Source organism: Achromobacter sp. Root565, from assembly GCF_001427425.1.
GTDB classification, from domain to species: domain Bacteria; phylum Pseudomonadota; class Gammaproteobacteria; order Burkholderiales; family Burkholderiaceae_B; genus Achromobacter; species Achromobacter spanius_D.
This window is the reverse complement of the sequence record NZ_LMGO01000001.1, coordinates 413,371-435,946: the sequence shown is the minus strand read 5'-3', so window position 1 is coordinate 435,946 and position 22,576 is coordinate 413,371. Positions and strand designations below refer to the sequence as shown.

Here is a 22,576-nt window from a genome sequence, read left to right as displayed (position 1 = left end):
CGCCGGCGTGACTTCCCGCGAGGCGCCCTTATGGGCTGGCGTGCCAGACGCCTTCACCGCCAATTTCGCGCACCAGCGCCTCGATCTGCGTGGCGACTTCCGTAACCGTGCGTCCGGGTCCCTTTGTGCGCGAGAACGCCATCGAGATGATGCGGCTCATCGTGGGATCGCGCAGCGCGGCGATGCTCAGGCGGCCCTCCTGAACCTCCTGCCAGACGGCGTGCAGCGGCAGCACGGTGTACATCTTTTCGTGCTCCACGATGGATTTCATCAGCGGAAGCGAGTCGGCCTCGATGAGGGGCGCGATCGTGATCTTGCGCGCCCGCGCCAGGCCGTCCAGGGCATTGCGCAGACCGTTGGGCGCGCCAGGCAGGATGAAGGGCAGACCGTCCAGTTGATCAAACGTCACTTCGCCGGCCTGCGTGCGCGCGTCGCCTGCCGGGCCGACCAGGTATGAATCCACAGAGGCCAACGCCTGTTCGCCGGGCGGGCATTTGTCGCCGTAGCGGTACAGGATGGCGATGTCCACGCGGCTGTCGGTCAGCCATTCCTCGATCTGGCCGCTCGAGCCTTCAAGGATCTTCAGATGCACCTTGGGAAATTGCTGGCGCAGCCGGGAAAACAGCCGGCGGATGAGCGGGTGCGCGGTCGAGGGCAACAGGCCCAGCGTGACCTCGCCAGCCGGTTCGCGGGCCTCGCCGTTCAGCTCCAGTTCCAGCCGTTCGGCGTCGCTCAGCAGCGTCTGCACCAGCGGGAACAGGCGCTCGCCCACTTCGGACAGGTTCACGCCGCGCCCGGTGCGGTTAAAGAGCCGCGCATTGCACTCGCGTTCAAGCGCATTGATGCGGCGGCTCAGCACCGACTGGTCCTGGTCCAGGTACAGCGCCGCGCGCGTGATGCTGCCGAGTTCCGCGATGGCCAGGAAGGCTCGCCATTTGTGCAGGTCGGCGGTCAGGTCCAGGCTCAGGCCCGTGGCTTTTGCTGATGGCATGGTCGATGGCGGCGGTCGGCGGTCTTGGGAATCGGCATAAGCGTACGGCAAAAGCGCGCGGGCATGGCGTTATTGCAGTCCCAGCTTGCCGCGCTTGATCACCTCGCCCCACTTCTTCGATTCCGCCTCCATCAAGGTGCGATAGGCATCGGGCGAGGTCGCGACAGGGATGGCGCCCTGGTCGATCATCTTCTGCCGCAGCACCGGGTCGGCCAGCGATTTCGCGATCGCGTCCGACATCTTGTCCACGATGTCCTTGGGCGTGCCGGTGGGCGCGATGACGCCGTAGTTGGATTCCACGATGATGCCGGGAAAGCCCGCCTCCTTGGTGGTGGGCACGTCGGGCAGGCCCTCGAATCGTTCCGGGCTGGCCACGGCCAGCGCGCGCAGCTTGCCCGCCTTGATGAAGCCCAGCGCGGCCGATGCGTCGCCGGGGAACATCTGCACCTCGTTGGACAGCAGCGCCGTCACTGCGGGCGCGGCGCCCTTGTAGGGCACGTGCATGATGTCGATGCCGGTCTGCTGCTTGAGCAGTTCCCCGCCCAGATGCGGGGTGGTCACATTGCCAGCCGAGCCGTAGTTGTATTTGCCGGGCTGCTTTTTGGCGCTTTCGACAAAGGCGGCCAGGGTGGTATCCGGCAACGACGGATTGACCATGATGACCTGCGGAATACGCGCCACCAGCGACACGTACTGGATCTTGGAGACGTCATACGGCACCTTCATGACGTGAGGCAACCCGGTGATCGCGCCCGGCACGCCAAAGCCGAAGGTATTGCCGTCGGGCGCGGCACGCACGGTGGCGTCGACACCGATGGTGCCGCTGGCGCCGGCCTTGTTCTCGATGACGATGGTCTGGCCAAGGCGCTCGCCGAGCGATGGGGCCAGCAGGCGCGCCAGGTTGTCCACCGAGCCGCCGGGCGGGTAGGGCACGATCAGGCGGATCGGCTGGCTGGGCCAGGGCTGCGCGGCGTGCGTGGCGGGCGCGGCGACGCCGCCCAGGATCATTGCCGCCACCGTCAGTGCGGTTGCTTTCTTCATGTGTCTCTCTCCGGGTGCGCCGGCTCGGGGCCGGCGCGTTGTCGTTGTCAGGCGCCTTGCAGGCCCAGGACCTGCTTGGCGTAGATGTTGCGCTGGATCTCGTTGGTGCCGCTGAAGATGGTGGCCGCCAGCGCGTTGACGTAAGGCGCCAGCGCCTGCACGTTGCCGTTGCCATAGCCCAGGTGCATCGCCGCGCCGCCATATTCCTCGGCGATCTGAATCAGCAGGGCGCCCAGCCGCTCGTGCGTTTCGGTCGCCCAGATCTTCAGCAGCGACAGTTCCGGCGGCAGCGGGCGGCCGGCCTTGGCCATGTCCGCAAAGACGCGGTACATGGCGGTGAGGTCGGCGCTATCGAGCCGCAACTCGGCCAGCCGGTCCGTGAACGCCGGATCGGCCAGCAGTCCGCGTTGCCGTGCAAGGCTGAAGATCTGCTGCAAGGCATGGCTGGCATGCTTGGGGCTGCCGCTGAACAGGCGCTCGAAGCCGAGCAGCGCCTTGGCGATGCCCCACCCTGCGTTCAGTTCCCCCACCAAGTTGCCGCGCGGCACGCGGACCTGATCGAAGAACACCTCGCAGAACTCCTCGTGGCCCGACAGCGTGCGGATCGGCCGGCGGCTGACGCCGGGGCTGTTCAGATCGACCAGCAGGAAGCTGATGCCCGCCTGTTTCTTGACGGTCTTGTCGGTGCGAACCAGCATGAACATGTGCGTCGCGTCCTGCGCCAGTGTCGACCAGGTCTTCTGGCCCGTGACGACCAGCTCGTCGCCCTCGATCACCGCCTCGCAGCGCAATGCGGCCAGGTCCGAGCCGGCGTCCGGCTCGGAGTAGCCCTGCGCCCAGACCGCCTCGCCGGACAGGATGCCGGGCAGAAAGCGCGCGCGCTGCGCCTCGGTGCCGTAGCGGATGAGGATGGGGCCCAGCATGACGAGGCCCTGGTCCGGCGCGCGCGCCACGCCGTAGCGTTCGGCTTCCTCGATGAACGCGATCTGCCGGGCCGGCGACAGCGCCATGCCGCCGTGCTCGCGCGGCCATGACGGCGCAATCCATCCCTGGCGCGACAACGTGAAGTACCACGCCTTGATCTCATCCCAATGCAGCCGCCAGGGGACGTGCCGCAGGTGGTCGGGATAGTGCGCGCGGAAGAAGCGGCGGAGCAGCGCGCGGAATTCTGCTTCCGGCATGGCGTTCCAGTCCGCATCTCGCGGGAAGTCCGTGCCGCAAGCCTGGTCCATCGAATCGTCCGCCTCGGGCGCGGGATCGGCCGCCAGCGCGGCGTAGCGCTGGCGATGCGCCGTGGTGTTGCCCAGCCAGGCGCCCAGGTGCAACGCACTGCGAAAGTACAGGCTGACATCGCATTCGTCGGTGTAGCCGATGGCGCCATGAAACTGGATGGCCAGGCGCGACGCCCCGATGCCGGCGCGCGCCGCGCGGGCCTTGACCCGGCTGGCCGCTGCCTTGCGCGCCTTCACGTCATCCGGCGCCGCCGCCAGGGTGTTCAGCGCATCGAGCAGGCTGTTGGACGCCAGTTCCACCTGCATCGTGGCGTCCACCAGCCGGTGCTGCAGGGCCTGGAACGACGACAGCGTCTGGCCGAATTGCTTGCGCGTATTCAGGTAGGCGACCGAGTCCGCCAGCACCTGCCGCGCGATGCCCACCAGCTCGGCGGATTGCATCAGGCGGCCGTAGTCGAGGGCTTCGTCGACGGCGTCCAGCACGCCCTCGCGCGCCAGCAGCGCGTCCTGCGCCACCACGGCGGATTCGATCGCTAGGTGGTAGGCGGGTGTGCTGTCCGCGCGTTCGTGCGCATGCACTCGCACGCCCGGCGTGCCGGCCGGCAGATAGAACAGGGCGGAACCCGCTTCGCCGTCGGCCGTGACCAGCCAGCCGTCCACGTCTGCGCCCGCAACGACGTGGCGCTTTTCGCCGTTGAGCACATAGGCGCCTTCGCGGGCGGTCGCGGTGACGCCAAAGGCGCCTGCCGATTCTCCGGCTTCGAGCTGGCCTTCCGTTTCCTGCCACGCGACGCCCACCCTTCGCTCGCCACTGCACAAGTCCGCCAGCAGCCGGTCACGGAAGGCGGTGTCGCCCGCCGGCGTGATACGAGCCAACAGCGCGGTGCTCAGCACCCCTGCGCCGACGAGCGGTTCGGGGAGCTGGGCGCGGCCCGCTTCCTCCAGCACGCCCGCCATCGCATGCCAGCCCAGTCCCAGGCCGCCCAGCGCCTCCGGCACGCTCATTCCCAGCCAGCCGACCGCGGCGATTTCCTGCCAGTAGGCGCGATCGCCGCCCGGTGCGCGACGCTTGCGTTGCCGCTGGTCGCGGCGCTGCAGGAAATCGCGCGCGCTGTCGCGGATTTCTTCAATCAGTTCGTGGTCGATGGCGTTCATACGATGCCCTCGGCATGCAGGCGTTCGATGGCCGCATCGGACAGGCCCAGCTCGCCACGCAGGATGTCGGCCGTGTGTTCGCCCAGCATGGGCGGCGGCAGGCCGATGGCGATCGGTGTGGCGGAGAAGTGAATCGGGTTCCGGACGACAGGCATGGCGCCCAGCGCGGGATGGTCGACGCTGCCCAGCACCTCGCGGTGCCGCACCTGCGGGTCCTCGAACACCTGATCCAGGGTGTAGATCGGACCGCAGGGCACGTTGGCGGCCGCCAGGGCCTGGTTCCAATCGGTGACCGTGCGCGCCAGCATCGCCGGCTCGATCAGCCGCGACAGGTCGGCCTGCGCCGCCGCGCGCTTGGGGTTGGTGTCAAAGCGCGGGTCGTCCGCCAGCGCGGGCAAACCGATCACGTTGCAGAAGCTGCGGAACTGCGAGTCATTGCCCACGGCCACCATCAAGTGCCCGTCGCGGCAGGCAAAGGCGCGAAACGGCGCGGTGATCTGCGAGGCCGAGCCCATGCGTGCGGGCAGCTTGCCGCTGGCCAGGTAGTTCATGCCGATGTGCGAGATGGCCGCGATCTGCGCATCGAGCAACGCCAGATCGATGTGCTGGCCCACGCCCGAAATCTGGTCGCGGTGGCGCAGCGCGGCAAGGATGGCCGACACCGCGTAAAAGCCCGCGGTCAGGTCGGACACGGAATAGCCGGCCTTGACCGGCCCCGCGCCCGGCTCACCGTCCGGCACACCCGTCACGCTCATCAGGCCGCTCATCGACTGGAAGATCGGGTCGTAGCCCGGCAGGTGGCTGTAGGGGCCGGTTTGGCCGAAGCCGGTGATGGAGCAATACACCAGCCGCGGATTCAGGGCGGACAGCGAGGCGTAGTCCAGCCCGTAGCGCCGCAGGTCGCCCGCCTTGAAGTTCTCGATGACGATGTCGGCCTTCTGCGCCAGCTGGCGAACCAACTCCTGGCCCTCGGGCCGCGAGATGTCCAGCGTCAGGGACTTCTTGCCGCGATTCATCGCGACGAAGGAAGAGGTTTCGCGGCTGGGCTTGCCGTCGCGGTCCGGCATGGGATAGCCCTGGTGCCGCACGTCGTCGCCGCGTCCCGGGCGCTCCACCTTGATGACGTCGGCGCCGAAGTCGGCCAGCATTTGCGCGGCCCACGGCCCGGAAAACACGCGGCTTAGGTCCAGTACCTTCACGCCTTCCAATGCACGAGTCATGTCGGCCTCCTTATTTGCCCTGGAACACCGGCGCGCGCTTTTCCAGGAACGCCTGGCGCGCTTCCTGCGCATCCGCGGTCTTGGCGATGGCCGCCGTCATGTCCTGTTCGTAGCGGTAGCCGTCACGCAGGCTCATGTCTTCGATGGCGTTCAGCGTCTGCTTGGCCAGCACGGTCGCCAGCGGACTCTTGGAGGCCAGCTCGCGCGCCAGTTCCATGGCATGGTCCATCAGTGCGTCGGCGGGCACGCTGGCTTCGACGATGCCCAGCCGGTAGAGCTCGCCGCCGTCCACGCGCAGACCCGTCAGCATCATCCGGCGCAGGCGCGAGTGGCCAAAGAGCCGCATGCCGTGGCGGCCGCCGCCCAGCAGTCCAACGTTGATCTCCGGCAGACCCACGACGGCGGTGGAGGCGGCGAGCAGGATGTCGCAGGAGGCCACGATGGCCAGTCCCGCGCCCAGCGCCGCGCCATTGATTGCGCCCACCACGGGCTTGGCGCATTCGCGGATCGCATGAAAGCACTCCCGCGTGCGGCGCGAGTGTTGCGGCAGATCACCGGGGCCCTTGATGGTGGCCGAGCGGTTCTTCAGGTCGGCGCCCGCGCAGAAGGTCTTGCCCTGGCCCGATAGCACCACCGCGCGCACCTCGGGCGTCTCCGAAATGCGGTCCAGCACCCAGCACAGCTCGTTCATCATCTCGGTGCTGAGCGCGTTGACGGGCGGGTTGGCCAGCAGGATGGTGGCGACGCCGTCGGCGATCGTGACGTCCAGCGCCGTATAGGGCCCGGCCAGGTTCTCCGGCATGCTCATGTCTCTCTCCTTTGTTGTTCAGATGATCTTGCGGTCGCGGTAGTCCTGGATCTGCTCGGCGGACAGTCCCAGCTCCGCCAGCACGTCGGCGGTGTGCTGGCCCAGGAGCGGTGGCGCGGCGTCGGCGCGCAGCGCCGAGCTGCCGAAGCGCAACGGGTTCATCACCTGCGGCACCGAGCCCGCGGCCGGATGCGGCAGGCGCCGCAGCATGGCGCGGTGCACGACCTGCGGGTCTTCGAACACTTCGGGCACGGTATTGATCGATCCCGCCGGCACGCCCGCCGCCTTCAGCGCCGCCAGCCAGTGGGCGCGCGGTTCGGTGGCGAAGATCGCGTCCAGGATGGGATCCAGCGTTTCCTGGTTTCTCACGCGCTGGCTGTTGGTGAGGTAGCGCGGGTCCTGGGCCAGTTCGGGCTTGCCCAGCATGCCGCACAGCGTGGCGAACTGCCCGTCGTTGCCCACCACGATGACGATGTCGCCGTCGGCGCAGGCGAACGTGCGCTGCGGCTGGATGTTCGGGTGCGCGGTGCCTGTGCGGCGCGGCACCTTGTTGCCCAGCAGGAAGTTCATGGCCTGGTTGGCCAGCAGGCCCACCTGCACGTCCAGCATCGCAACGTCGATGTATTCGCCCTTGCCGGTCTGCGCGCGGCGCAGCAGCGCGGCCACGATGCCCAGCGCGGCATACACCCCGGTGGTCAGGTCCACGATCGGCACGCCCACCTTCTGGGGACCGCCGCCGGGCCGGTCGTCGCGTTCGCCCGTGACGCTCATCAGGCCGCCCATCGCCTGGATCAGGAAGTCGTACGCGGGTTCGGCGGCGCGCGGTCCGGTCTGGCCGAAGCCAGTGACCGAGCAATACACCAGGCGCGGATTGATCTTGGAAAGCGCGTCGTAATCCAGCCCCATGCGCGCCAGCGTGCCGACCTTGTAGTTCTCCAGCACCACGTCCGCGTCGCGGCACAGGTCCTTGACCAGCGCCTGGCCTTCGGGCGTCTGCAGGTCGATCGTGATGGAGCGCTTGCCGCGGTTGGTGGCGATGAAGTAGGCGCCGTCGCGGGTGTCCTGGCCGTCTTCATCCTTCAGGAAGGGCGGACCCCAGGTGCGGGTGTCGTCGCCTTGGCCCGGCCGCTCGACCTTGATGACGTCAGCGCCCAGGTCGGCCAGGATCTGGCTGGCCCAGGGACCGGCCAGGATGCGGCTCAGGTCCAGCACTTTGAGATTCGATAACAGCGGCTGCAAAGCCTTCTCCTTGACTGCGGTATGTGCAGGCAGTCTAGGAGTTGGCGGGCGCCGCGGGAGGGGCCCGCGAGCGCAAAGCTGTTATGCGGTTGGGGACGCCGCAGCGCCGGCGTCAGCGTCCCGTATTGGGATAGTTGGGGCCGGCATCATGAAAACCGCCGTTGCTGTATGGATTGGCCGCGCCGGGGTGCGGCGGGCCGCCGGGGCCGGCGCCGCAGCCGGCCAGAAGCAGGGTGGCGGCAAGAAGGGAAAGCAGGCGCTTCAGGGAGGATGTCATGGAGGTCTCCTGCGTCTGCCCCTAAGCAGGCGCGTGGCTCGCAGCGTATGGGCGGATTATAGGCCTGCGGTTTTGGCCTTGATGCGTGGTTTGGCGCAGCGCGCGCGATATTCATTCACGGGGTCGGAATCCGCGGGCTGAAAGTACGGGTGGGGGTATCCCGCTTCGCGCAATGCTGCGTGCATGCGCACGCCCCACACGCATTCGCGCTGCGCCTCGTCCCACAGCCGCGTCGCCTGGGCTGTTTGGCCGCTGCGCCACAGCGCCAGGCCGTAGTCGGCCACCATTTCTTCGTCGCGCGGCAGGTCGCGGTAGGCGATGTGCATCAAACGCAGGCCTTCGTCGGTCTGACCGCGCAGGGCCAGGATCCAGCCCAGCGTGCCCTGGTTGTACGGACGCGGGCCAACGCGCTCCAGCGAGCGGCGGGCCTGTTCCTCCGCCTGCGGCAGGTAGTCCGGAAAGTCCGCCAGGTAGTAGGCGGTGTTGTTCGCCAGGTCCGCGGCATCGGCGGCGCGTTTTTGAGATTGCCGGGTCTGCAGCGCGTTGGAGTCCTCCAGCACCAGATCGGGCATGCCGAGCAGGCGTTCCACCTCCAGCCGCTTACGCCGGTCGGCCGGCGCTACAGGCTTGAACATGTCCGGAAACGGCCGCTGGCGGGTCTGCAGCACCCAGTGGCGCGCCAGATCGGTCTGGCCGGCGGCCAGCAGCAGCCGCGCCAGATCCAGCTTTTGCTCGGCGCTGCGATTGCAGCGCATGGCGCCGATCAGCGCGCGGGCGCCATCAGCGTCCTGCTGCGCGAACTTGCGGTTGACGGCGTCCAGCTCGGCAAAGCAAGTGTCCTCACGCGTGACCGGCGCGTCGATGTGCAGCGAAATCGAGCCCGCCGGCACATCGTGGCTGAAGTAGGCCGTCGCGCCCTGGCGGGTGGTGTAACCCAGGTCCACCCATTGTTCGCCCCAGCGCTGGTGCATGGTCATGATGTATGGCCAGGCGGGCAAGGGATCGGTGGTGCCGCTTCTTTGCAATTGGAAGAAGTGACCCCAGGGGCCGTCGCCGATGCGGCGGATCAGGGTGAAGTCCTCTTCCAGATGCGGGAGCGAGGTCTGGAACTGCGCCGTGCGGCCCTCGGCGTCGGTGACGCCGTGCAGGATGCCATCGCCGGAGGGCGTGTCCAGAATCTCGTCGTTCGAGCCGGTCACGAAGACGCGGTACGGCATGTTGGGCGCGGGGGCGGGGCCCTTGCCATCCATGAGGGTCAGGGTGAGGCTGCGCGTGCGGCTCGGGGCGTCTGCGTCAGCCGCCGTGTCCTGGACCGCGGCGTGCGCGGCGGGGGCGGTCAATCCCAGCGCGGCCGTCAGGCATAGCGCCGAGGCCGAGGCGCGCCAGGTTGCGTGCGACGTCGTGTGAGCGAGATCGGGGGCGGCGGATTGCCCGGAACGTTGCTGCGGGTGCTTCATGGGGACTGCCGGTGATGCCAGGCGCGGCGGGCCGCCACGTCGGTAATGGGAAGGACCTGCACCAGGGCAGGGCGCCGCGTTGCAGGCGCGAGGCGGATTGTGCATCACAAACGGAAAGCGCGCCGTGCTGCCCACCCCCCGCGTCAACCTATGGCATCCTCCCGCCACCTTCCATGCCCGTCATCCCCGAATGCCCAAACTCCTTCTGCGTACCCTGGACCTGCTCCTCCTGTCCTTGGCCGCCGCGCTTTTCGGCGCGTGCCTGACGTCCGTGCTGTCGACCGGCGCGTACGGCTGGATGATTCCGGACGCGCCCTATATCTACGAACCCCGCGATTTCTACGCCCAGGCCGTCATGGCGGGGCTGGCCGGCGTGATCGCGCTGACGCTGGCCGAGCGCCCGGCCAGGCTGCGGCTATCGTTGCCATGGCGCCTTCTTGCGACCTTCGCCGCCGCGCTCCTGGCCCTGTATCTGGCGCCGCCGTCGCCGCAGGTGTTCGGCAATACCTGGGCGCCCGGCGAAGCCACGCGGGAACTGTTCCTGGCGCAATGGCGCATGGTGCTGCCGATTGCGCTTGCGGCAACCGCGCTGCGGTGGGGTTTGCACCGGGTTTTGCGCTAGGATTGTCGTCACCCAACCCGCCTCCCCGGAGAAACCCCGCATGTCCTCCCTAGACGCCTTTGCCATCACCAAGAAGTGGCCCGCTCAGCATCCCGACCGCATCCAGCTCTATTCGCTGCCGACGCCCAATGGCGTGAAGGCCTCGATCATGCTGGAGGAGACCGGGCTGCCCTATGAGGTCCACCGCGTCGCCTTCGATACCAAGGACCAGTTCACGCCCGAATTCCTGTCGCTCAGCCCGAACAACAAGATTCCGGCCATCCTCGATCCGAACGGGCCGGACGGCAAGCCGCTGGGCCTGTTCGAGTCCGGCGCGATCCTGGTCTACCTGGCCAGCAAGACCGGCCAGTTCATCCCGGCGGATACGGCAGGGCGCTTCGAGACGCTGCAATGGGTGATGTTCCAGATGGGTGGCATCGGACCGATGTTCGGCCAACTGGGCTTTTTCCATCGGTTTGCCGGCAAGGACTACGAAGACAAGCGTCCGCGCGACCGTTACGTGGACGAGTCCAAGCGCCTGCTCGCCGTGCTGGACCAGCGCCTGGAAGGGCGTGACTGGGTGATGGGCGACCAGTACACCATCGCCGACATCGCCATCTTCCCGTGGGTGCGCAACCTGGTGGGCTTTTACGACGCCGGCGACCTCGTCGGCTTCTCGTCGTTCAAGAACGTCGCGCGCGTGCTGGACGCGTTCGTCGCGCGGCCCGCTGTCGCCAAGGGATTGACCATTCCGGGCTGACCAATGGAACTGCGCCAGCTCCGTTACTTCGTGCGCGTGGTCGAGGCCGGCAGCATCGGCCGGGCGGCCATGTCGATCGGCATGGTCACGTCAGCGCTCAGCCAGCAGATCAGCCGCCTTGAAGGCGAACTGTCCACGCGGCTGTTGCAGCGCAGCGCCAGCGGCGTGGTGCCCACGGACGCGGGGTTGGCGTTTTTCCGGCAGGCGCAGCTGGCCCTGCGCCACGCCGACGACGCCGTCCAGGCCGCCCAGCAGGCGCGGCTGGCCGGCCACGTCAGCGTCGGCCTGCCGTCCACGACGGCGGCGGTGCTGGGCGCGCCCTTCCTGCAGGCCATGAACGAGCGTTACCCCGACATCCGGCTGCATCTGGTCGAAGCGCTGTCGGGGCACCTGACCGACATGCTCAACGGCCGCCTGCTGGACCTGGCCATCGTGTTCCATGCCGAGTCCGCGCGCCGCTGGAGCGTGATGCCGCTGCTGGACGAACCCCTGTTTCTCTTTGCCCGGCCCGGCATGCCGGGCGTGCCTCCGGGCGGCACGACGCGGCTGGAGGCCATTGCGGACCTGCCGCTGGTGCTGCCCAGCGGCCGCCACGGCCTGCGCGCGCTGGTCAACAACGCCTTCCTGCAACTGGGGCGCACGCCCCGGGTGGTGGCCGAGGTCGACGGCCTGTCGCTGCTGATGGACGTGGTGCAGCAGGGCGGCGCGGCGACGATCCAGCCCAGCTCGGCCACCGCGCGCATCGCGCCGGGCCAGTTGCAGATGGTGCGCATCGACGATGCGCACTTGTTCCGCTCCAACCTGCTGGCGAGCCTGTCGGACGAGGAACTGTCGCCCGCGGCGCTGGCGGCCCGGCTGGTCCTGGCGGACGTGTCCCGCACCCTGGCCCGTGAGGGCAAGTGGGCCGTGGTTGCTCTTCACGAATCGTGAATACCCGTTGACGCCTGCCTGATATCGCAGCGGCGCGCCGCTGCGTAGAGTCTGCCCCTTGAACTGGGGAAGATGGCATGGTTGACGTCTTGGTGATTGGTGGGGGCAACGCGGCGCTATGCGCGGCCCTGATGGCGCGCGAAGCCGGCGCCAGCGTGCTGCTGCTGGAAGCGGCGCCAAAGGAATGGCGGGGCGGAAACTCCCAGCACACGCGCAACCTGCGCTGCATGCACGATGCGCCGCAGGACGTGCTGATCGACGCGTATCCCGAGGAAGAATACTGGCAGGACCTGCTCAAGGTGACGGGCGGGCTGACCAATGAACACCTGGCGCGGCTGGTCATTCGCGAGTCCTCCACCTGTCGCGACTGGATGCGCCGCCACGGCGTGAATTTTCAGCCGCCGCTGTCGGGCGCGCTGCACGTGGCGCGCACCAACGCGTTCTTCATGGGCGGCGGCAAGGCGCTGGTCAACGCCTATTACCGCAGCGCCGAAGCGCTGGGCGTGCAGATCCGCTACAACGCGCCGGTCGATGCGCTGGAACTGGACGACGGCCGCTTTGTGGCCGCGCGCATCGGCGAAGAACGCATCGAGGCCCGCGCCTGCGTGCTGGCCGCGGGCGGCTTCGAATCCAACCGCGAATGGCTGCGCGAGGCCTGGGGCCAGAACGAGCGCGGCGAATGGCCGGCCGACAACTTTTTGATCCGCGGCACGCGCTTCAACATGGGCGTGCTGCTGAAATTCATGCTGGACGCCGGCGCCGACGGCATCGGCGACCCGTCCCAATCGCATTGCGTGGCCATCGACGCCCGCGCGCCGCTGTACGACGGCGGCATCTGCACGCGCATCGATTGCGTGTCGCTGGGCGTGGTCGTCAACCGCGACGCCGAACGCTTCTACGACGAGGGCGAGGACTTCTGGCCCAAGCGTTACGCGATCTGGGGGCGCCTGACCGCCATGCAGCCCGGCCAGATCGCCTATTCCATCATCGACGCCAAGGCGATCGGGCGCTTCATGCCGCCGGTCTTTCCGGGCGTGCAGGCCGACACGCTGCCCGAGTTGGCGCAAAAGCTGGGGCTGGATGCGGCCAATTTCGAGAAGACGGTCGGGGACTACAACGCGGCCTGCCGCGTGGGCAAGTTCGATCACACCGCGCTGGATGACTGCCATACCGAAGGCGTGACGCCCGCCAAGACGCACTGGGCGCGGCCGATCGACACCGCGCCGTTCTACGGCTACGCGCTGCGGCCCGGCATCACCTTTACCTATCTGGGCCTGAAGGTGGACGACACCGCCGCCGTCCGGTTCAACGATACGCCCAGCGCCAACCTCTTTGTCGCGGGCGAAATGATGGCCGGCAACGTGCTGGGCAAGGGTTATACGGCGGGCGTGGGCATGTCCATCGGCACCGCCTTCGGCCGTATTGCCGGCACCCGCGCCGCCGCCGCGGCGCTCGGCCAGAATCCTGCGGGAGCACAACGTGAAGCAGCTTGAAGCCCTGGCCCGCGAGGCGCAGTCCTTTTCCACCAGTCAGTCCAGCCCGGCTCCGGCTCCGGCTCCGGCTCCCGCCGAGCAACCGGTGCATTTTCATGCAAGGGGCGTCAAGCCGCTGACCGAAACGCTGACCGATGACGAGACCGAAGTGGCGCGCGTCATGCAGATCTGCAACGCCTGCCGCTACTGCGAAGGCTTCTGCGCGGTGTTCCCCGCCATGACGCGCCGTCTGGAATTCGGCAAGGCCGACCTGAACTACCTGGCCAACCTGTGTCACAACTGCGGCGCCTGTCTGCACGCGTGCCAATACGCGCCGCCGCACGAGTTTGCCGTCAACGTGCCGCAGGCCATGGCCAAGGTGCGGGTGCAGACATACACGGACTACGCGTGGCCCGCCGCGCTGGGCACGCTGTACAAGCGCAATGGCCTCGCGCTGTCGCTGGCCACGGCTGCGGGATTGGCGCTGTTCCTGGTGCTGGCGGTGGTGATGGCGGGCAACCTTTTCCATGAGCCGATGGCGGGCAACTTCTACGCCGTGTTCCCGCACAACACGCTGGCGCTGATGTTTGGCGTGGTGTTCGGCTTTTCGATGCTGGCGCTGGCGGTGGGCGTGACGCGCTTCTGGCGCAACGTCAGCCCGGGGGCGGCATCGGGCGCGGCGGTGGCCGAGGCGGCGCACGACGCGCTGCGCCTGCGCTATCTGGACGGCGGCCACGGCAAGGGTTGCAACAACGCCGACGACGCCTTCACGCTGTGGCGCAGGCGGTTTCACCATTTCACGTTCTACGGCTTCATGCTGTGTTTCGCGGCCACGTGTGTCGCCACGCTTTATCACTATCTGCTGAACCAGCAGGCGCCGTATCCGATCCTGAGCGCGCCGGTGCTGCTGGGCACCGCGGGCGGCATCGGGCTCCTGATCGGACCGGCCGGGTTGCTGTGGCTGAATTTCAAGCGCCATCCCCTGCAGGGCGACGCGGCGCAAAAGCCGATGGACCGGGGCTTCATCGTCCTGTTGTTCCTCACCAGCGCGACGGGTCTGGCGCTGCTGGCCGGCCGCGACGGCAGCGCGATGGCGCTGCTGCTGGCGATCCATCTTGGCGTCGTGATGGCGCTGTTTTTGACCTTGCCCTACGGCAAGTTCGCCCATGGCATCTACCGTTCGGCCGCGCTCTTGAAGTGGTCCATCGAAAAGCGCCAGCCCAACAAGCTGCAGCTCGGTTCGGACTGACCGGACCAGCCCTTTTGCCTGCGGACGGCGCCCGAGCGAGGCGCCGCAGCCGGCTACAACCCTGGAGACATCCATGTTCCGCACTCGTTTGCTGGCGCGCTGCGCGCTGGCAGCCTGTCTGACGCCAGCCCTGCCGGCGGCGCACGCCCAGACCTTTCCCGCCAAACCGATCACGCTGGCCGTTCCGCATTCGGCGGGCGGCACGTCCGACATCCTGGCGCGCACCGTGGCCGCCGAAGCCGCCAAGACGCTCGGCCAGACGATCGTGATCGACAACAAGGGCGGCGCCAACGGCACCATCGCCGCCAAGCAGGTGGCATCGGCCGCGCCGGACGGCTACACGCTGCTGCTGGCAACCGCCAGCACGCACGGCATCAATCCGTCGCTGTACTCGCGAATTTCCTACGATGCGGTCAAGGACTTCACACCCGTCACGCTGCTGGCCACCGTGCCGAACGTGCTGGTCGTCGGCCCCAACGTCAAGGCCAAGAATGTGCAGGAGCTGATCGCGTACATCCGTTCGCAAGGCGACAAGACCAACATGGGCTCGGCGGGCGCCGGCACGCCGGGGCACCTGGCGGGCGAGATGTTCAAGAGCGAAGCCAAGCTGCAATTCACGCACGTGCCCTACAAGGGCGGCAGCCCCGCGATCACGGATCTGATCGGGGGGCAGATCGACTTCATGTTCACCACGATCCCGGGCGTCCTGCCGCATGTGAAGGCCGGCACGCTGCGCGCATTGGCCGTGACTTCGCCCGAGCGTTCGTCCGCGATGCCCGACGTGCCGACGATGGCTGAATCCGGCTTGCCCGGATTCCAGGCGGTGTCCTGGCACGGCATCGTTGCGCCGGCCGGCACGCCGGACGCGGTGGTGGCCACGCTGAATCAGGCGTTGACGGGCGCGCTGGCCTCGCCCGAGGTCAAGCAGCGCCTGCTGGAAGAGGGCGCGCGCGCCTCCAGCGTGAACACCGCCGAATTCGGCAAGTTCATCCAGACTGAGATCGCGGCGTGGGCCAAGGCGGTCAAGGACTCGGGCGCCACGACCAATTGATGCGGCAGGCGGTCCTTCGGGATCGCATTGCCTGCGGGGCGTCAGGCCGGTAAAGGCCTGGCAACCGCCATGCTAGGATGCCCCGCATGCTGATCGCCGCCCTGCTTACCTCGCTGGCCTTGACCTCGGGCCATGCCGTCGAATACGACCTTTCGTGCTTCTTCGCGGACAAGGAAGCAGAAGGCTCCCTGGAACGCGTCGAGCACTGCGCCCGCGCCACGAACGACAGTGTCGAGTTCCGCCCCGCGGTGATGGCGCGCATGGATTTCGGCGATGACGGCCTGTCGCCCGCAACGGCCATCGGCTCGTGGCACTGGGTGCGCCCCGACGGCCGCGCCGTGCCGGTGGTCACGTACGACAACGGCGCGGACGATTTCGAGGATGGCCTGACGCGCGGTCCGTGGGCCGGCGGCATGGCCTACTACGACAAGCAGCTCAACCGCGTGCTGGCCACGCCCTACGATTGGGTCGACCGCTTCGAGGGCGGCCTGGCCGCGGTGTGCAAGGGTTGCCGCATCGAACGCACGCGCGACGGCGAACACAGTTACGTCACGGGCGGAGAATGGGGCGCCATCGACCGCGAGGGGCGGCTGGCGCTGCCCATGCGGCCGGATGCGATGTCGTTGCGGGCCGAGATGGAGGCCGCACGCGGCGTGCCTCGCCCACGTGATCAGCCTTAGAACTTGTAGCGCAGCTGCGCGTACACGTTGCGCGGCGCGCCATAGAAGACCGAGTTATAGCTGCCCATGCCCGAGTAATAGTGCTTGTCCAGCACGTTGTTCAGGTTCACGGTCAGGCGCAGGTCCTTGCTGAAGTCATAGCCCGCCATCAGCCCCAGCACGCCGAAAGCGTCCTGCGTGAACCGATGATTGTTCTCGCCGATTTCCTGCGAGAAATACGTATTGCTCTGCCAAAGCATGTTCGCGCCTACGGTCAGACGGTGCCAGTCGCCCGGCAGGCGGTACGCGGTGGCCAGTTTGAACAGGTGTTCGGGCTGCGTGGTGCTGACGCGCTTGCCGTCACGGTCGCGCGAGCGGCTGTACGTGTAGCCCGCATTCACCTGCCAGCCCGGCATGACTTCGCCGGACGCCTCCAGTTCGACGCCGCGCGTCGTCACGCCCGGAATCGCGATGTAGGCGGTGCCGCCCGACGGCGTGGATGCGCCGCTGGGATCCAGTTCGGCGACGTTGTCCTGCTTGAGCTGGAACAGCGCGATGCTGGCATTCAACCGGCCGTCCAGATATTCGCCCTTGGCGCCGATTTCGTAGCTCTTGCCGGTCAGCGGGTCCAACTGGCGGTCGTTGGCGTCGAAGTTATACGCCTGCGGCTTGAACACGTCGGTATAGCTGGCATACACCGTGTGCCGGCTATCCAGGTCATAGGTGATGCCCGCGTAGGGAATGAACTTGTTGTCGACGGTGGTGGCGTAATGCGAGCTGCGGCCGTTACCCAGACTGCCGTCCAGGCTCCATTCGTAATCCGTCCAGCGACCGCCCAGGATGACACCAAGCCGATCCGTGGGACGCAGCACGGTCGCGCCGTACAGGATCTTCTGGTTCACCAGAATATTGTGCGTCAGCCACCATTCGTACATGTCGGGCTCGACGGCGTTGTTGTTCCAGTTGAAGGCGTCGTCGATCAGCGAATCGGTGTTGCCGTCGTAGCGGTTCGATTGCGAGTGCGTGCGCGCGGCGTTGTAGCCCAGCACCAGTTCGTGCTGGCGGCCGAACAGGGTGTAGGGACCGGACGCCTGGAAGTCGATGGTGTTCTCGCGCGAGTCGGTGTTGAAACGGGCTGCGCCGCCCGTGTAGAAGCCGTGGTCGATGCTGTGGGTGTCCACGTCGATGAGCGCGCTGCTCATGCCGGAGATCAATTCGCGCGAACTGTAGTTGCGATGGGCCGCGGCCAGCTTGACGCGCCAGCCGCTGTCGAATTGGTGGTCGATGTCCGCGAAGACGCGGGTCGTGTCCTGGTTGCGCCACGCCCATTTGTCCGCGGGGTTGGTCGACCGCGAGAACCTGACCTGCGATCCGTCCGAGAAGAATGCCGGCAGATGGGTGTTGCTGGTGCCGTCGTTCTTGTTCTGCTGATAGTCCACGCCGATGGACGCCTTGGTGCGCGGCGTCAGGTCGGCTTCCAGGATGCCGTAACCAACATACTCCTTGCCGCTGGCGTAATCCATGAAGCTGCCGCGGGTTTCGGCCGCGCCGACCACGCGGCCGCGGATCTTGCCGTTTTCGCTTAGCGGTCCGCCCAGGTCGACTTCGCTGCGGTAGCGGTCCCATGAGCCGGCGCCCGCGCTCAGGCTGCCTTGAAACTCCTGCGTGGGCCGCTTGCGGATGAAGTTGACGACGCCGGATGGATAGCCCGCGCCGTTCACCAGGCCGGTTGCGCCTTTCAGGATTTCAATGCGGTCATAGATGACCGTGTTCGTGATGCTGTAGTTGTCGCGGACGTTGCCGCCGTCGCTGGACAGGCTGGGCAGCCCGTCGAACTGGAAGTTCTGCAGCTGGAAGCCGCGCGAATAGAAGCTGTAGCCTTCCGAGTTGTCCTGGACGACGGTGATGCCGGGCGTCTGTTCCAGCGCGCCCGCGACGCTCACGATGCCTTGGTCGTCCATCTGCTGGCGCGTGATGACGCTGACCGATTGCGGCGTTTCGCGCATCGTCAGGCGCATGCGCGTGGCTGACGACGATTCCGGCATCGTGTACGAGCCGGTGCCTTCGCTGGGCGGAATCACGCCGTTGGCGGTGACCACCACGGGTTCCAGCGCGGTCACCGCGCTGGCTGCCGGCAGCGGCCGTACGGTCAACACGCCGCTGCGGGTGACGACGAGTTCCAGCCCGGTGCCGGCCAGCGCCTGTCTGGCGGCTGCTTCGGCGCTCAGGACGCCGCGCACGGGTGCGGCCTGCTTGCCCGCCACCAGTTCGGCGCCGGCGGAAATGGGCTTGCCGCTTTGCAGCGAGATGCGGCTGAGGGTGTCGGCCAGGGGCGCGGCCGGAAGGTCGTACGCCAGGGTGGCTTGTTGCGCGGCGGCCGGCGTGGTCTGGGCGTGGACCGGTCGGGTCAGCACGCAGGCGCTCAACGCGCAGGCGACGAGCGCGGCGCCGGGGGGCAGGGGAAATTTCATGTTGGCAGAGGAAGCAGTGAGAGGATTTCGGTTGCGTCACAAGTCATGACGGCTACCGATCTGCAATCCCCTCATTGCCGGCCGATTTTTTTCAGGCGGCGTCCACCAGCGTCATCCAGGGCCCGTAGCGATGTATCCGGATGGGCAGCGTGTCGCCCAGCGCTTCCAGCGCGCGGCGCGGATCGTCCAGCGGAAACACGCCAAAGACGCGCAGCGCCGCCACCTCGGGAGAGACCCGGATCAGACCGGCCTGATAGGCGCGCAACTGTTCCACCACCTCTTCCAGCCGCGTATCGCGCACGCTCAGGATGCCGCTGCGCCAACCGGCCTGCGCGGTGTCTTCGCGCGCCCAGGCGCGGTCGCCGTCAAACGCGGCCGAGGCGCCTTGCAGTAATTCCATGGCATCGCCGCGCCGGGGCCGCAGCGTCAGCGCGTCCTGGAGGGCGCCCGCGACGGAGTAGCCGTCGAACTGGCTGATGCTCAGGCGGGCTGCCGCGGCGGTGACCTCGCCATGCCGCGTGCGCACCACAAACGGGCGCGCATCGGCATGCGCGTCCGCGTACAGCCCCCCCTGGTGCAACACGACCGTGCGCTGCGCGTCGTCGTAATGCACGTCGGCGGCCGAGCGCGCGTTCAGCGTCAGCACGGACCCGTCGGCCAGCGCATAAGTGCGGCGTTCGCCCGTGCGGGTGGAATAGGTGGCGGACAGGCCGGCCAGCGGCACGTAGCGGTCGGTGACCAGCGCGCCCACGCCGACGCCCGCCATCAGCATGGCCAGCTTCAAGACGCGCCGGCGATTCACCCCGTTGGCCTGCAACAGCGCGGTGCGGGCCGCGCGTGCCGGGCCCGGGGCGTCGCGCGTGGCGTCACGCAGCCGGGACAGGGGTTGCTGCATCAGGCCGTCGACCTCGGCCCAGGCGCGCGCGTTGTCGGGATGGCTGGCCAGCCAGTGTTCGAAGCGCTGGCGGTCGCGGTCGGAGGCCCGCCCCGAGGTCAGCAGCACGATCCAGTCGACCGCGCGATCGGTCAGCGCGTCACCGGCGGACAGCGTCTTCATGGCGCGTCCGCGGCGCGGCGCGCGGCCAGGCAGTGCAGAAAGGCGCGCTTCACGTGACGCTCGACCGTCGCCAGCGACAGCCCAAGCACCTGGGCAATGGCGGGATGCGTCATGCCATCCAGCCGGTTCAGCAGGAATGCGTGCTTGACCGGAACGGGCAGGCCGTCGAGCAGGGCATCGATCTCCTGCACGGCCTGCTTCAGCATCATCAGCAACTCGGGCGAGGCCGCAACCGGTTCCTGCTCGTGCCCCAGCGCGTCCAGATAGCGGGCCTCGACGTCGCGCGCGCGCCACAGGTCGATGGTCAGGCGGCGCGCCAGCGTCAGCAGGTAGGCGCGGGGTTCGGCAATGGGCGTGGCCGACGGCGACGTCAGCACGCGGCAGAATGTGTCCTGCGTCAGGTCGGCGGCGTCCGCGCGATTGTTCACGCGACGGTTCAGCCAGCCCAGCAGCCAGTCGTGGTGTTCCGCGTAAAGCCGTTGAATGTTCTGGTACGCGGGGGAATCCATGGACGGGCGGCGCGGCGAGATTGTTAATGGGAATAACTCTTATTTATAACTTGGATCGCCGCGCAAGACAACACGCCAGCCGCCCGCTTTCAAGGGACCCAGCTCAGCGCGTCGCCCGCGACACCATCGGCGCTTCGGTTTGGCGTTGCGCGCGCTGGCTCAGCCAGACGCTGCCCACCACGACCGCCATGCCCGCCAATTGCAGCGGCGACAGGCTTTGGCCCAGGATCGCCCAGCCCAGCACCGTGGCGGAAAGCGGACTCAGAAAGCCCAGTGACGACACCGCCGCAGGTGCCAGCCGCGCCACGCCGCGGAACCACAGCACATAGGTCAGCGCCGCGCCGATCAGCCCCAGCCAGGCGATGCCCATGACGTTGACCAGCGTGAAATGCGGCAGGGGCGACTCGGCAAGCAGCGCGACGGGAATCAGCAGGATGCCGCCCGCCGTCAACTGCCACGACGTGAACGCCAGCGCGGAGACGGGCGGCTGCCATCGGCGGCTCAGCACGGTGCCCAGCGCCATCGACACGGCGCTGGCCAGTCCCGCCCCAACGCCCACGGGGTCGAGCGCCGCCTTCGGCGTCAGCACCAGCAGCGCCACGCCGGCCAGTCCGGCCAATGCCGCCAAGACGGACAGCCCGCGCACCGGAAACCCCAACAGCAGCCGGGCCAGCGCGATCACGACCAGCGGCTGGATCGCGCCGAGCGTGGCCGCCACGCCGCCCGGCAGGCGATAGGCGGCGACGAACAGCAGCGCCCAGAACACCGAAAAATTCAGCGCTCCAAGCACGAACACGCGCAGCCACCAGACGCCGTGCGGCAGCGCACGGACCCACAACAGCAGCAGAATCCCCGCAGGCAGGGCGCGCAGCATGGCGACCGTCAGCGGATAGCCCGGCGGCAGCATCAGCGTGGTGACTACATAGGTGCTGCCCCAGATGGCGGGGGCCAGCGCGGTCAGGAAGAGGTCGGTGTTGCGGGACATGAATCAAGGAAATGCGGTTTGCCGGCGCGGCGCGTGCAGCGCCGGCAAACCGCCATCAATACATATGCTGGCCGCCGTTCATGGCCACATTGCTGCCTGTCATGAATCCCGCCGCATCGCTGCAGATGAACGCGATCAACGCGCCGATCTCATCGGGCTCGCCCAGCCGTCCCACGGGGATCTGCGGCAGGATTTTTTCCTGCATGACTTCCGGCGGCACGGCCTGCACCATGCGCGTGGCCAGATAGCCGGGCGACACCGTGTTCACCGTCACGCCCTTGCGGGCGACTTCCAGCGCCAGCGACTTGGTGAAGCCGTGGATGCCCGCCTTGGAAGCCGCGTAGTTGGTCTGCCCGAACGCGCCCTTGCTGCCGTTCACCGACGAGATGTTCACGATGCGGCCCCAGCCCCGATCCGCCATCGGGCCGCACAGCGGCTGCGTCATGTTGAACATGGAATCCAGGTTGCTGTGCATGACGTCGGCCCAGTTCTGTGCGCTCATCTTGCGCAGGCTGGCGTCGCGCGTGATGCCGGCGTTGTTGACCAGGATGTCGATCTGGCGCCCGTCTTCTTCAAGCTTGCGAGCCAGCGCCTGGCAGGCGTCGAAGTCCGCCACGTTGACCTTGTACATGGCGAAGGTCCGGCCTTTGGCGGCCTCTTCCTTGACCCATTCGCGCGTGGCGCTTTCGCTGGAATGGTAGGTGACGATGACATCGTGGCCCGCATCGTGCAGCGCGACGGCGATGGCGCGGCCCAGGCAGCCCGTCCCGCCCGTGATGAGGGCGGTTCGTTTAACGGTCATGGCGGCCTCCCTGCTGGTGCGCGTCCTGCATGGCGGCGCAGGCGGCCGCCATCTGGTTGGTCATCGTGGACCACATCTGCGCGAAGGGCGAGCTGTCGGCCGCCGCGCTGTTGGCCTGCTTGAACCATTCGCACATCGCTTCGCCCACGCCGGCGGCCAGGGTGGCCTGCTCCTGCAGCGCGGCGTGGGTAAGCGCCTGGCTGGCTTCCAGTTGCGTCTGCCAGCGCTTTCGCGCCAGCTCGCCCATGGCGGGCGCAACATCCTGCCAGTTGGCGGCGGGTTTCAAGGGGGAGAGGGTGGCCAGGTATTGGCCGGTGGTGTCGCCGGCCAGACGCTGGCCCATTTCAAGCCAGCGCTGCTGGCTTTCCTGCGCAAGCTGGGCCAGGCGCTGGCAGAAGGCGACGTTGGCGCCGGTCAGGCCGGCGGGCAGGGAGGCATTTGCTTTCTTCATCATCCGTCCTTGTAAATGGCGTGCTAAGGGGAAACGAATACACACGAGCCTCATGCCGTCGGCAGAGGGGCTTGCCAGTCAACGATAGCCCAGCGGGCGGTGGTACGGCCAGCGTTGCGGACCCGATCCTTGCGCAAGGCGCACGCACACACGCAGTTC

The 22,576-nt window shown here is 67.8% G+C and carries 21 protein-coding genes; 7 read left to right on the top strand and 14 right to left on the bottom strand.

The annotated features are described in order from the left end of the window. Window positions 1-28 precede the first annotated feature (28 nt). From ASD71_RS01925 to ASD71_RS01895, 8 genes are all read right to left on the bottom strand, one after another. A complete protein-coding gene (locus ASD71_RS01925) occupies window positions 29-991 on the bottom strand; it encodes a LysR family transcriptional regulator (RefSeq protein ID WP_056559156.1) in 963 nt (320 codons plus the stop codon). A gap of 69 nt (window positions 992-1,060) precedes the next feature. Then, window positions 1,061-2,032 (bottom strand): tripartite tricarboxylate transporter substrate binding protein, encoded by a 972-nt coding sequence (locus ASD71_RS01920; RefSeq protein ID WP_056559153.1) that lies wholly within the window; start codon window positions 2,030-2,032, stop codon window positions 1,061-1,063. 47 nt (window positions 2,033-2,079) lie between these two features. Next, entirely contained in the window at window positions 2,080-4,419 is a 2,340-nt protein-coding gene (locus ASD71_RS01915) for an acyl-CoA dehydrogenase (RefSeq protein ID WP_082578750.1), read from the bottom strand. Beyond that, entirely contained in the window at window positions 4,416-5,639 is a 1,224-nt protein-coding gene (locus ASD71_RS01910; protein WP_056559150.1) for a CaiB/BaiF CoA-transferase family protein, read from the bottom strand. Before ASD71_RS01910 ends, ASD71_RS01915 begins: the two co-directional genes overlap by 4 nt. 10 nt (window positions 5,640-5,649) lie before the next feature. Continuing rightward, window positions 5,650-6,447 (bottom strand): enoyl-CoA hydratase/isomerase family protein, encoded by a 798-nt coding sequence (locus ASD71_RS01905; protein ID WP_369818904.1) that lies wholly within the window; start codon window positions 6,445-6,447, stop codon window positions 5,650-5,652. A gap of 18 nt (window positions 6,448-6,465) precedes the next feature. Beyond that, on the bottom strand, window positions 6,466-7,686 hold the full coding sequence (locus ASD71_RS01900; RefSeq protein WP_056559148.1) for a CaiB/BaiF CoA-transferase family protein: 1,221 nt from the start codon (window positions 7,684-7,686) through the stop codon (window positions 6,466-6,468). A 112-nt stretch (window positions 7,687-7,798) separates the two neighbouring features. Then, the gene (locus tag ASD71_RS28125; protein ID WP_162253536.1) at window positions 7,799-7,963 is read right to left on the bottom strand and encodes a hypothetical protein; all 165 of its coding nucleotides are present in this window, start codon (window positions 7,961-7,963) and stop codon (window positions 7,799-7,801) included. A gap of 56 nt (window positions 7,964-8,019) precedes the next feature. Further along, window positions 8,020-9,420: a tetratricopeptide repeat protein gene (locus ASD71_RS01895; RefSeq protein ID WP_235512001.1), complete on the bottom strand. Its 1,401-nt coding sequence runs from the start codon at window positions 9,418-9,420 to the stop codon at window positions 8,020-8,022. Window positions 9,421-9,610: 190 nt separating this feature from the next. Here ASD71_RS01895 and ASD71_RS01890 point away from each other — a divergent pair, with 190 nt between their 5' ends. The 7 genes from ASD71_RS01890 (at window position 9,611) to ASD71_RS01860 (ending at window position 16,163) form a co-directional block, all read left to right on the top strand. Then, the gene (locus ASD71_RS01890) at window positions 9,611-10,042 is read left to right on the top strand and encodes a hypothetical protein (protein WP_056559145.1); all 432 of its coding nucleotides are present in this window, start codon (window positions 9,611-9,613) and stop codon (window positions 10,040-10,042) included. 40 nt (window positions 10,043-10,082) lie between these two features. Next, the gene (locus tag ASD71_RS01885; protein ID WP_056559142.1) at window positions 10,083-10,781 is read left to right on the top strand and encodes a glutathione binding-like protein; all 699 of its coding nucleotides are present in this window, start codon (window positions 10,083-10,085) and stop codon (window positions 10,779-10,781) included. Between the two features lie 3 nt (window positions 10,782-10,784). Next, window positions 10,785-11,711, top strand: coding sequence for a LysR family transcriptional regulator (locus ASD71_RS01880; protein WP_056559139.1), 927 nt, complete (start codon window positions 10,785-10,787; stop codon window positions 11,709-11,711). 77 nt (window positions 11,712-11,788) lie between these two features. Further along, a complete protein-coding gene (gene tcuA / locus ASD71_RS01875) occupies window positions 11,789-13,204 on the top strand; it encodes an FAD-dependent tricarballylate dehydrogenase TcuA (protein ID WP_056559136.1) in 1,416 nt (471 codons plus the stop codon). Further along, a complete protein-coding gene (gene tcuB / locus ASD71_RS01870) occupies window positions 13,191-14,432 on the top strand; it encodes a tricarballylate utilization 4Fe-4S protein TcuB (RefSeq protein WP_056559133.1) in 1,242 nt (413 codons plus the stop codon). Before tcuA ends, tcuB begins: the two co-directional genes overlap by 14 nt. Window positions 14,433-14,505: 73 nt before the next feature. After that, entirely contained in the window at window positions 14,506-15,483 is a 978-nt protein-coding gene (locus tag ASD71_RS01865; protein WP_056559130.1) for a tripartite tricarboxylate transporter substrate binding protein, read from the top strand. Between the two features lie 86 nt (window positions 15,484-15,569). Further along, window positions 15,570-16,163 (top strand): WG repeat-containing protein, encoded by a 594-nt coding sequence (locus tag ASD71_RS01860; protein WP_056566291.1) that lies wholly within the window; start codon window positions 15,570-15,572, stop codon window positions 16,161-16,163. Here the strand turns inward: ASD71_RS01860 and ASD71_RS01855 are convergent. The 6 genes from ASD71_RS01855 to ASD71_RS01830 all read right to left on the bottom strand — a co-directional run bounded on the left by ASD71_RS01855 (window position 16,160) and on the right by ASD71_RS01830 (window position 22,417). Further along, a complete protein-coding gene (locus ASD71_RS01855; protein ID WP_056559128.1) occupies window positions 16,160-18,613 on the bottom strand; it encodes a TonB-dependent siderophore receptor in 2,454 nt (817 codons plus the stop codon). The two genes, ASD71_RS01860 and ASD71_RS01855, sit on opposite strands and share 4 nt — an antisense overlap. 91 nt (window positions 18,614-18,704) lie before the next feature. Beyond that, window positions 18,705-19,670: a DUF4880 domain-containing protein gene (locus ASD71_RS01850; protein WP_056559125.1), complete on the bottom strand. Its 966-nt coding sequence runs from the start codon at window positions 19,668-19,670 to the stop codon at window positions 18,705-18,707. Beyond that, the gene (locus ASD71_RS01845; RefSeq protein WP_056559122.1) at window positions 19,667-20,179 is read right to left on the bottom strand and encodes a sigma-70 family RNA polymerase sigma factor; all 513 of its coding nucleotides are present in this window, start codon (window positions 20,177-20,179) and stop codon (window positions 19,667-19,669) included. Before ASD71_RS01845 ends, ASD71_RS01850 begins: the two co-directional genes overlap by 4 nt. 103 nt (window positions 20,180-20,282) lie before the next feature. Continuing rightward, entirely contained in the window at window positions 20,283-21,164 is an 882-nt protein-coding gene (locus ASD71_RS01840; protein ID WP_056559118.1) for an EamA family transporter, read from the bottom strand. 55 nt (window positions 21,165-21,219) lie between these two features. Then, window positions 21,220-21,966 (bottom strand): acetoacetyl-CoA reductase, encoded by a 747-nt coding sequence (phbB, locus tag ASD71_RS01835; RefSeq protein ID WP_056559115.1) that lies wholly within the window; start codon window positions 21,964-21,966, stop codon window positions 21,220-21,222. Beyond that, complete coding sequence (locus ASD71_RS01830; RefSeq protein ID WP_369818902.1) at window positions 21,956-22,417, bottom strand: hypothetical protein; 462 nt, start codon at window positions 22,415-22,417, stop codon at window positions 21,956-21,958. The genes phbB and ASD71_RS01830 overlap by 11 nt, the downstream gene beginning before the upstream one ends. Window positions 22,418-22,576 lie beyond the last annotated feature (159 nt).

What these genes read in the sequence shown, in the direction of transcription:
- tcuA (WP_056559136.1), top strand. Translation starts at nt 11,789, where the DNA reads ATGGTTGACGTCTTGGTGATTGGTGGGGGCAACGCGGCGCTATGCGCG.
- ASD71_RS01865 (WP_056559130.1), top strand. Translation starts at nt 14,506, where the DNA reads ATGTTCCGCACTCGTTTGCTGGCGCGCTGCGCGCTGGCAGCCTGTCTG.
- ASD71_RS01830 (WP_369818902.1), bottom strand. Translation starts at nt 22,417, where the DNA reads ATGAAGAAAGCAAATGCCTCCCTGCCCGCCGGCCTGACCGGCGCCAAC.
- ASD71_RS01880 (WP_056559139.1), top strand. Translation starts at nt 10,785, where the DNA reads ATGGAACTGCGCCAGCTCCGTTACTTCGTGCGCGTGGTCGAGGCCGGC.
- ASD71_RS01915 (WP_082578750.1), bottom strand. Translation starts at nt 4,419, where the DNA reads ATGAACGCCATCGACCACGAACTGATTGAAGAAATCCGCGACAGCGCG.
- ASD71_RS01885 (WP_056559142.1), top strand. Translation starts at nt 10,083, where the DNA reads ATGTCCTCCCTAGACGCCTTTGCCATCACCAAGAAGTGGCCCGCTCAG.
- ASD71_RS28125 (WP_162253536.1), bottom strand. Translation starts at nt 7,963, where the DNA reads ATGACATCCTCCCTGAAGCGCCTGCTTTCCCTTCTTGCCGCCACCCTG.
- ASD71_RS01910 (WP_056559150.1), bottom strand. Translation starts at nt 5,639, where the DNA reads ATGACTCGTGCATTGGAAGGCGTGAAGGTACTGGACCTAAGCCGCGTG.
- ASD71_RS01895 (WP_235512001.1), bottom strand. Translation starts at nt 9,420, where the DNA reads ATGAAGCACCCGCAGCAACGTTCCGGGCAATCCGCCGCCCCCGATCTC.
- ASD71_RS01850 (WP_056559125.1), bottom strand. Translation starts at nt 19,670, where the DNA reads ATGAAGACGCTGTCCGCCGGTGACGCGCTGACCGATCGCGCGGTCGAC.
- ASD71_RS01845 (WP_056559122.1), bottom strand. Translation starts at nt 20,179, where the DNA reads ATGGATTCCCCCGCGTACCAGAACATTCAACGGCTTTACGCGGAACAC.
- ASD71_RS01855 (WP_056559128.1), bottom strand. Translation starts at nt 18,613, where the DNA reads ATGAAATTTCCCCTGCCCCCCGGCGCCGCGCTCGTCGCCTGCGCGTTG.
- ASD71_RS01860 (WP_056566291.1), top strand. Translation starts at nt 15,570, where the DNA reads ATGCTGATCGCCGCCCTGCTTACCTCGCTGGCCTTGACCTCGGGCCAT.
- ASD71_RS01925 (WP_056559156.1), bottom strand. Translation starts at nt 991, where the DNA reads ATGCCATCAGCAAAAGCCACGGGCCTGAGCCTGGACCTGACCGCCGAC.
- ASD71_RS01920 (WP_056559153.1), bottom strand. Translation starts at nt 2,032, where the DNA reads ATGAAGAAAGCAACCGCACTGACGGTGGCGGCAATGATCCTGGGCGGC.
- ASD71_RS01840 (WP_056559118.1), bottom strand. Translation starts at nt 21,164, where the DNA reads ATGTCCCGCAACACCGACCTCTTCCTGACCGCGCTGGCCCCCGCCATC.
- phbB (WP_056559115.1), bottom strand. Translation starts at nt 21,966, where the DNA reads ATGACCGTTAAACGAACCGCCCTCATCACGGGCGGGACGGGCTGCCTG.
- ASD71_RS01890 (WP_056559145.1), top strand. Translation starts at nt 9,611, where the DNA reads ATGCCCAAACTCCTTCTGCGTACCCTGGACCTGCTCCTCCTGTCCTTG.
- ASD71_RS01905 (WP_369818904.1), bottom strand. Translation starts at nt 6,447, where the DNA reads ATGAGCATGCCGGAGAACCTGGCCGGGCCCTATACGGCGCTGGACGTC.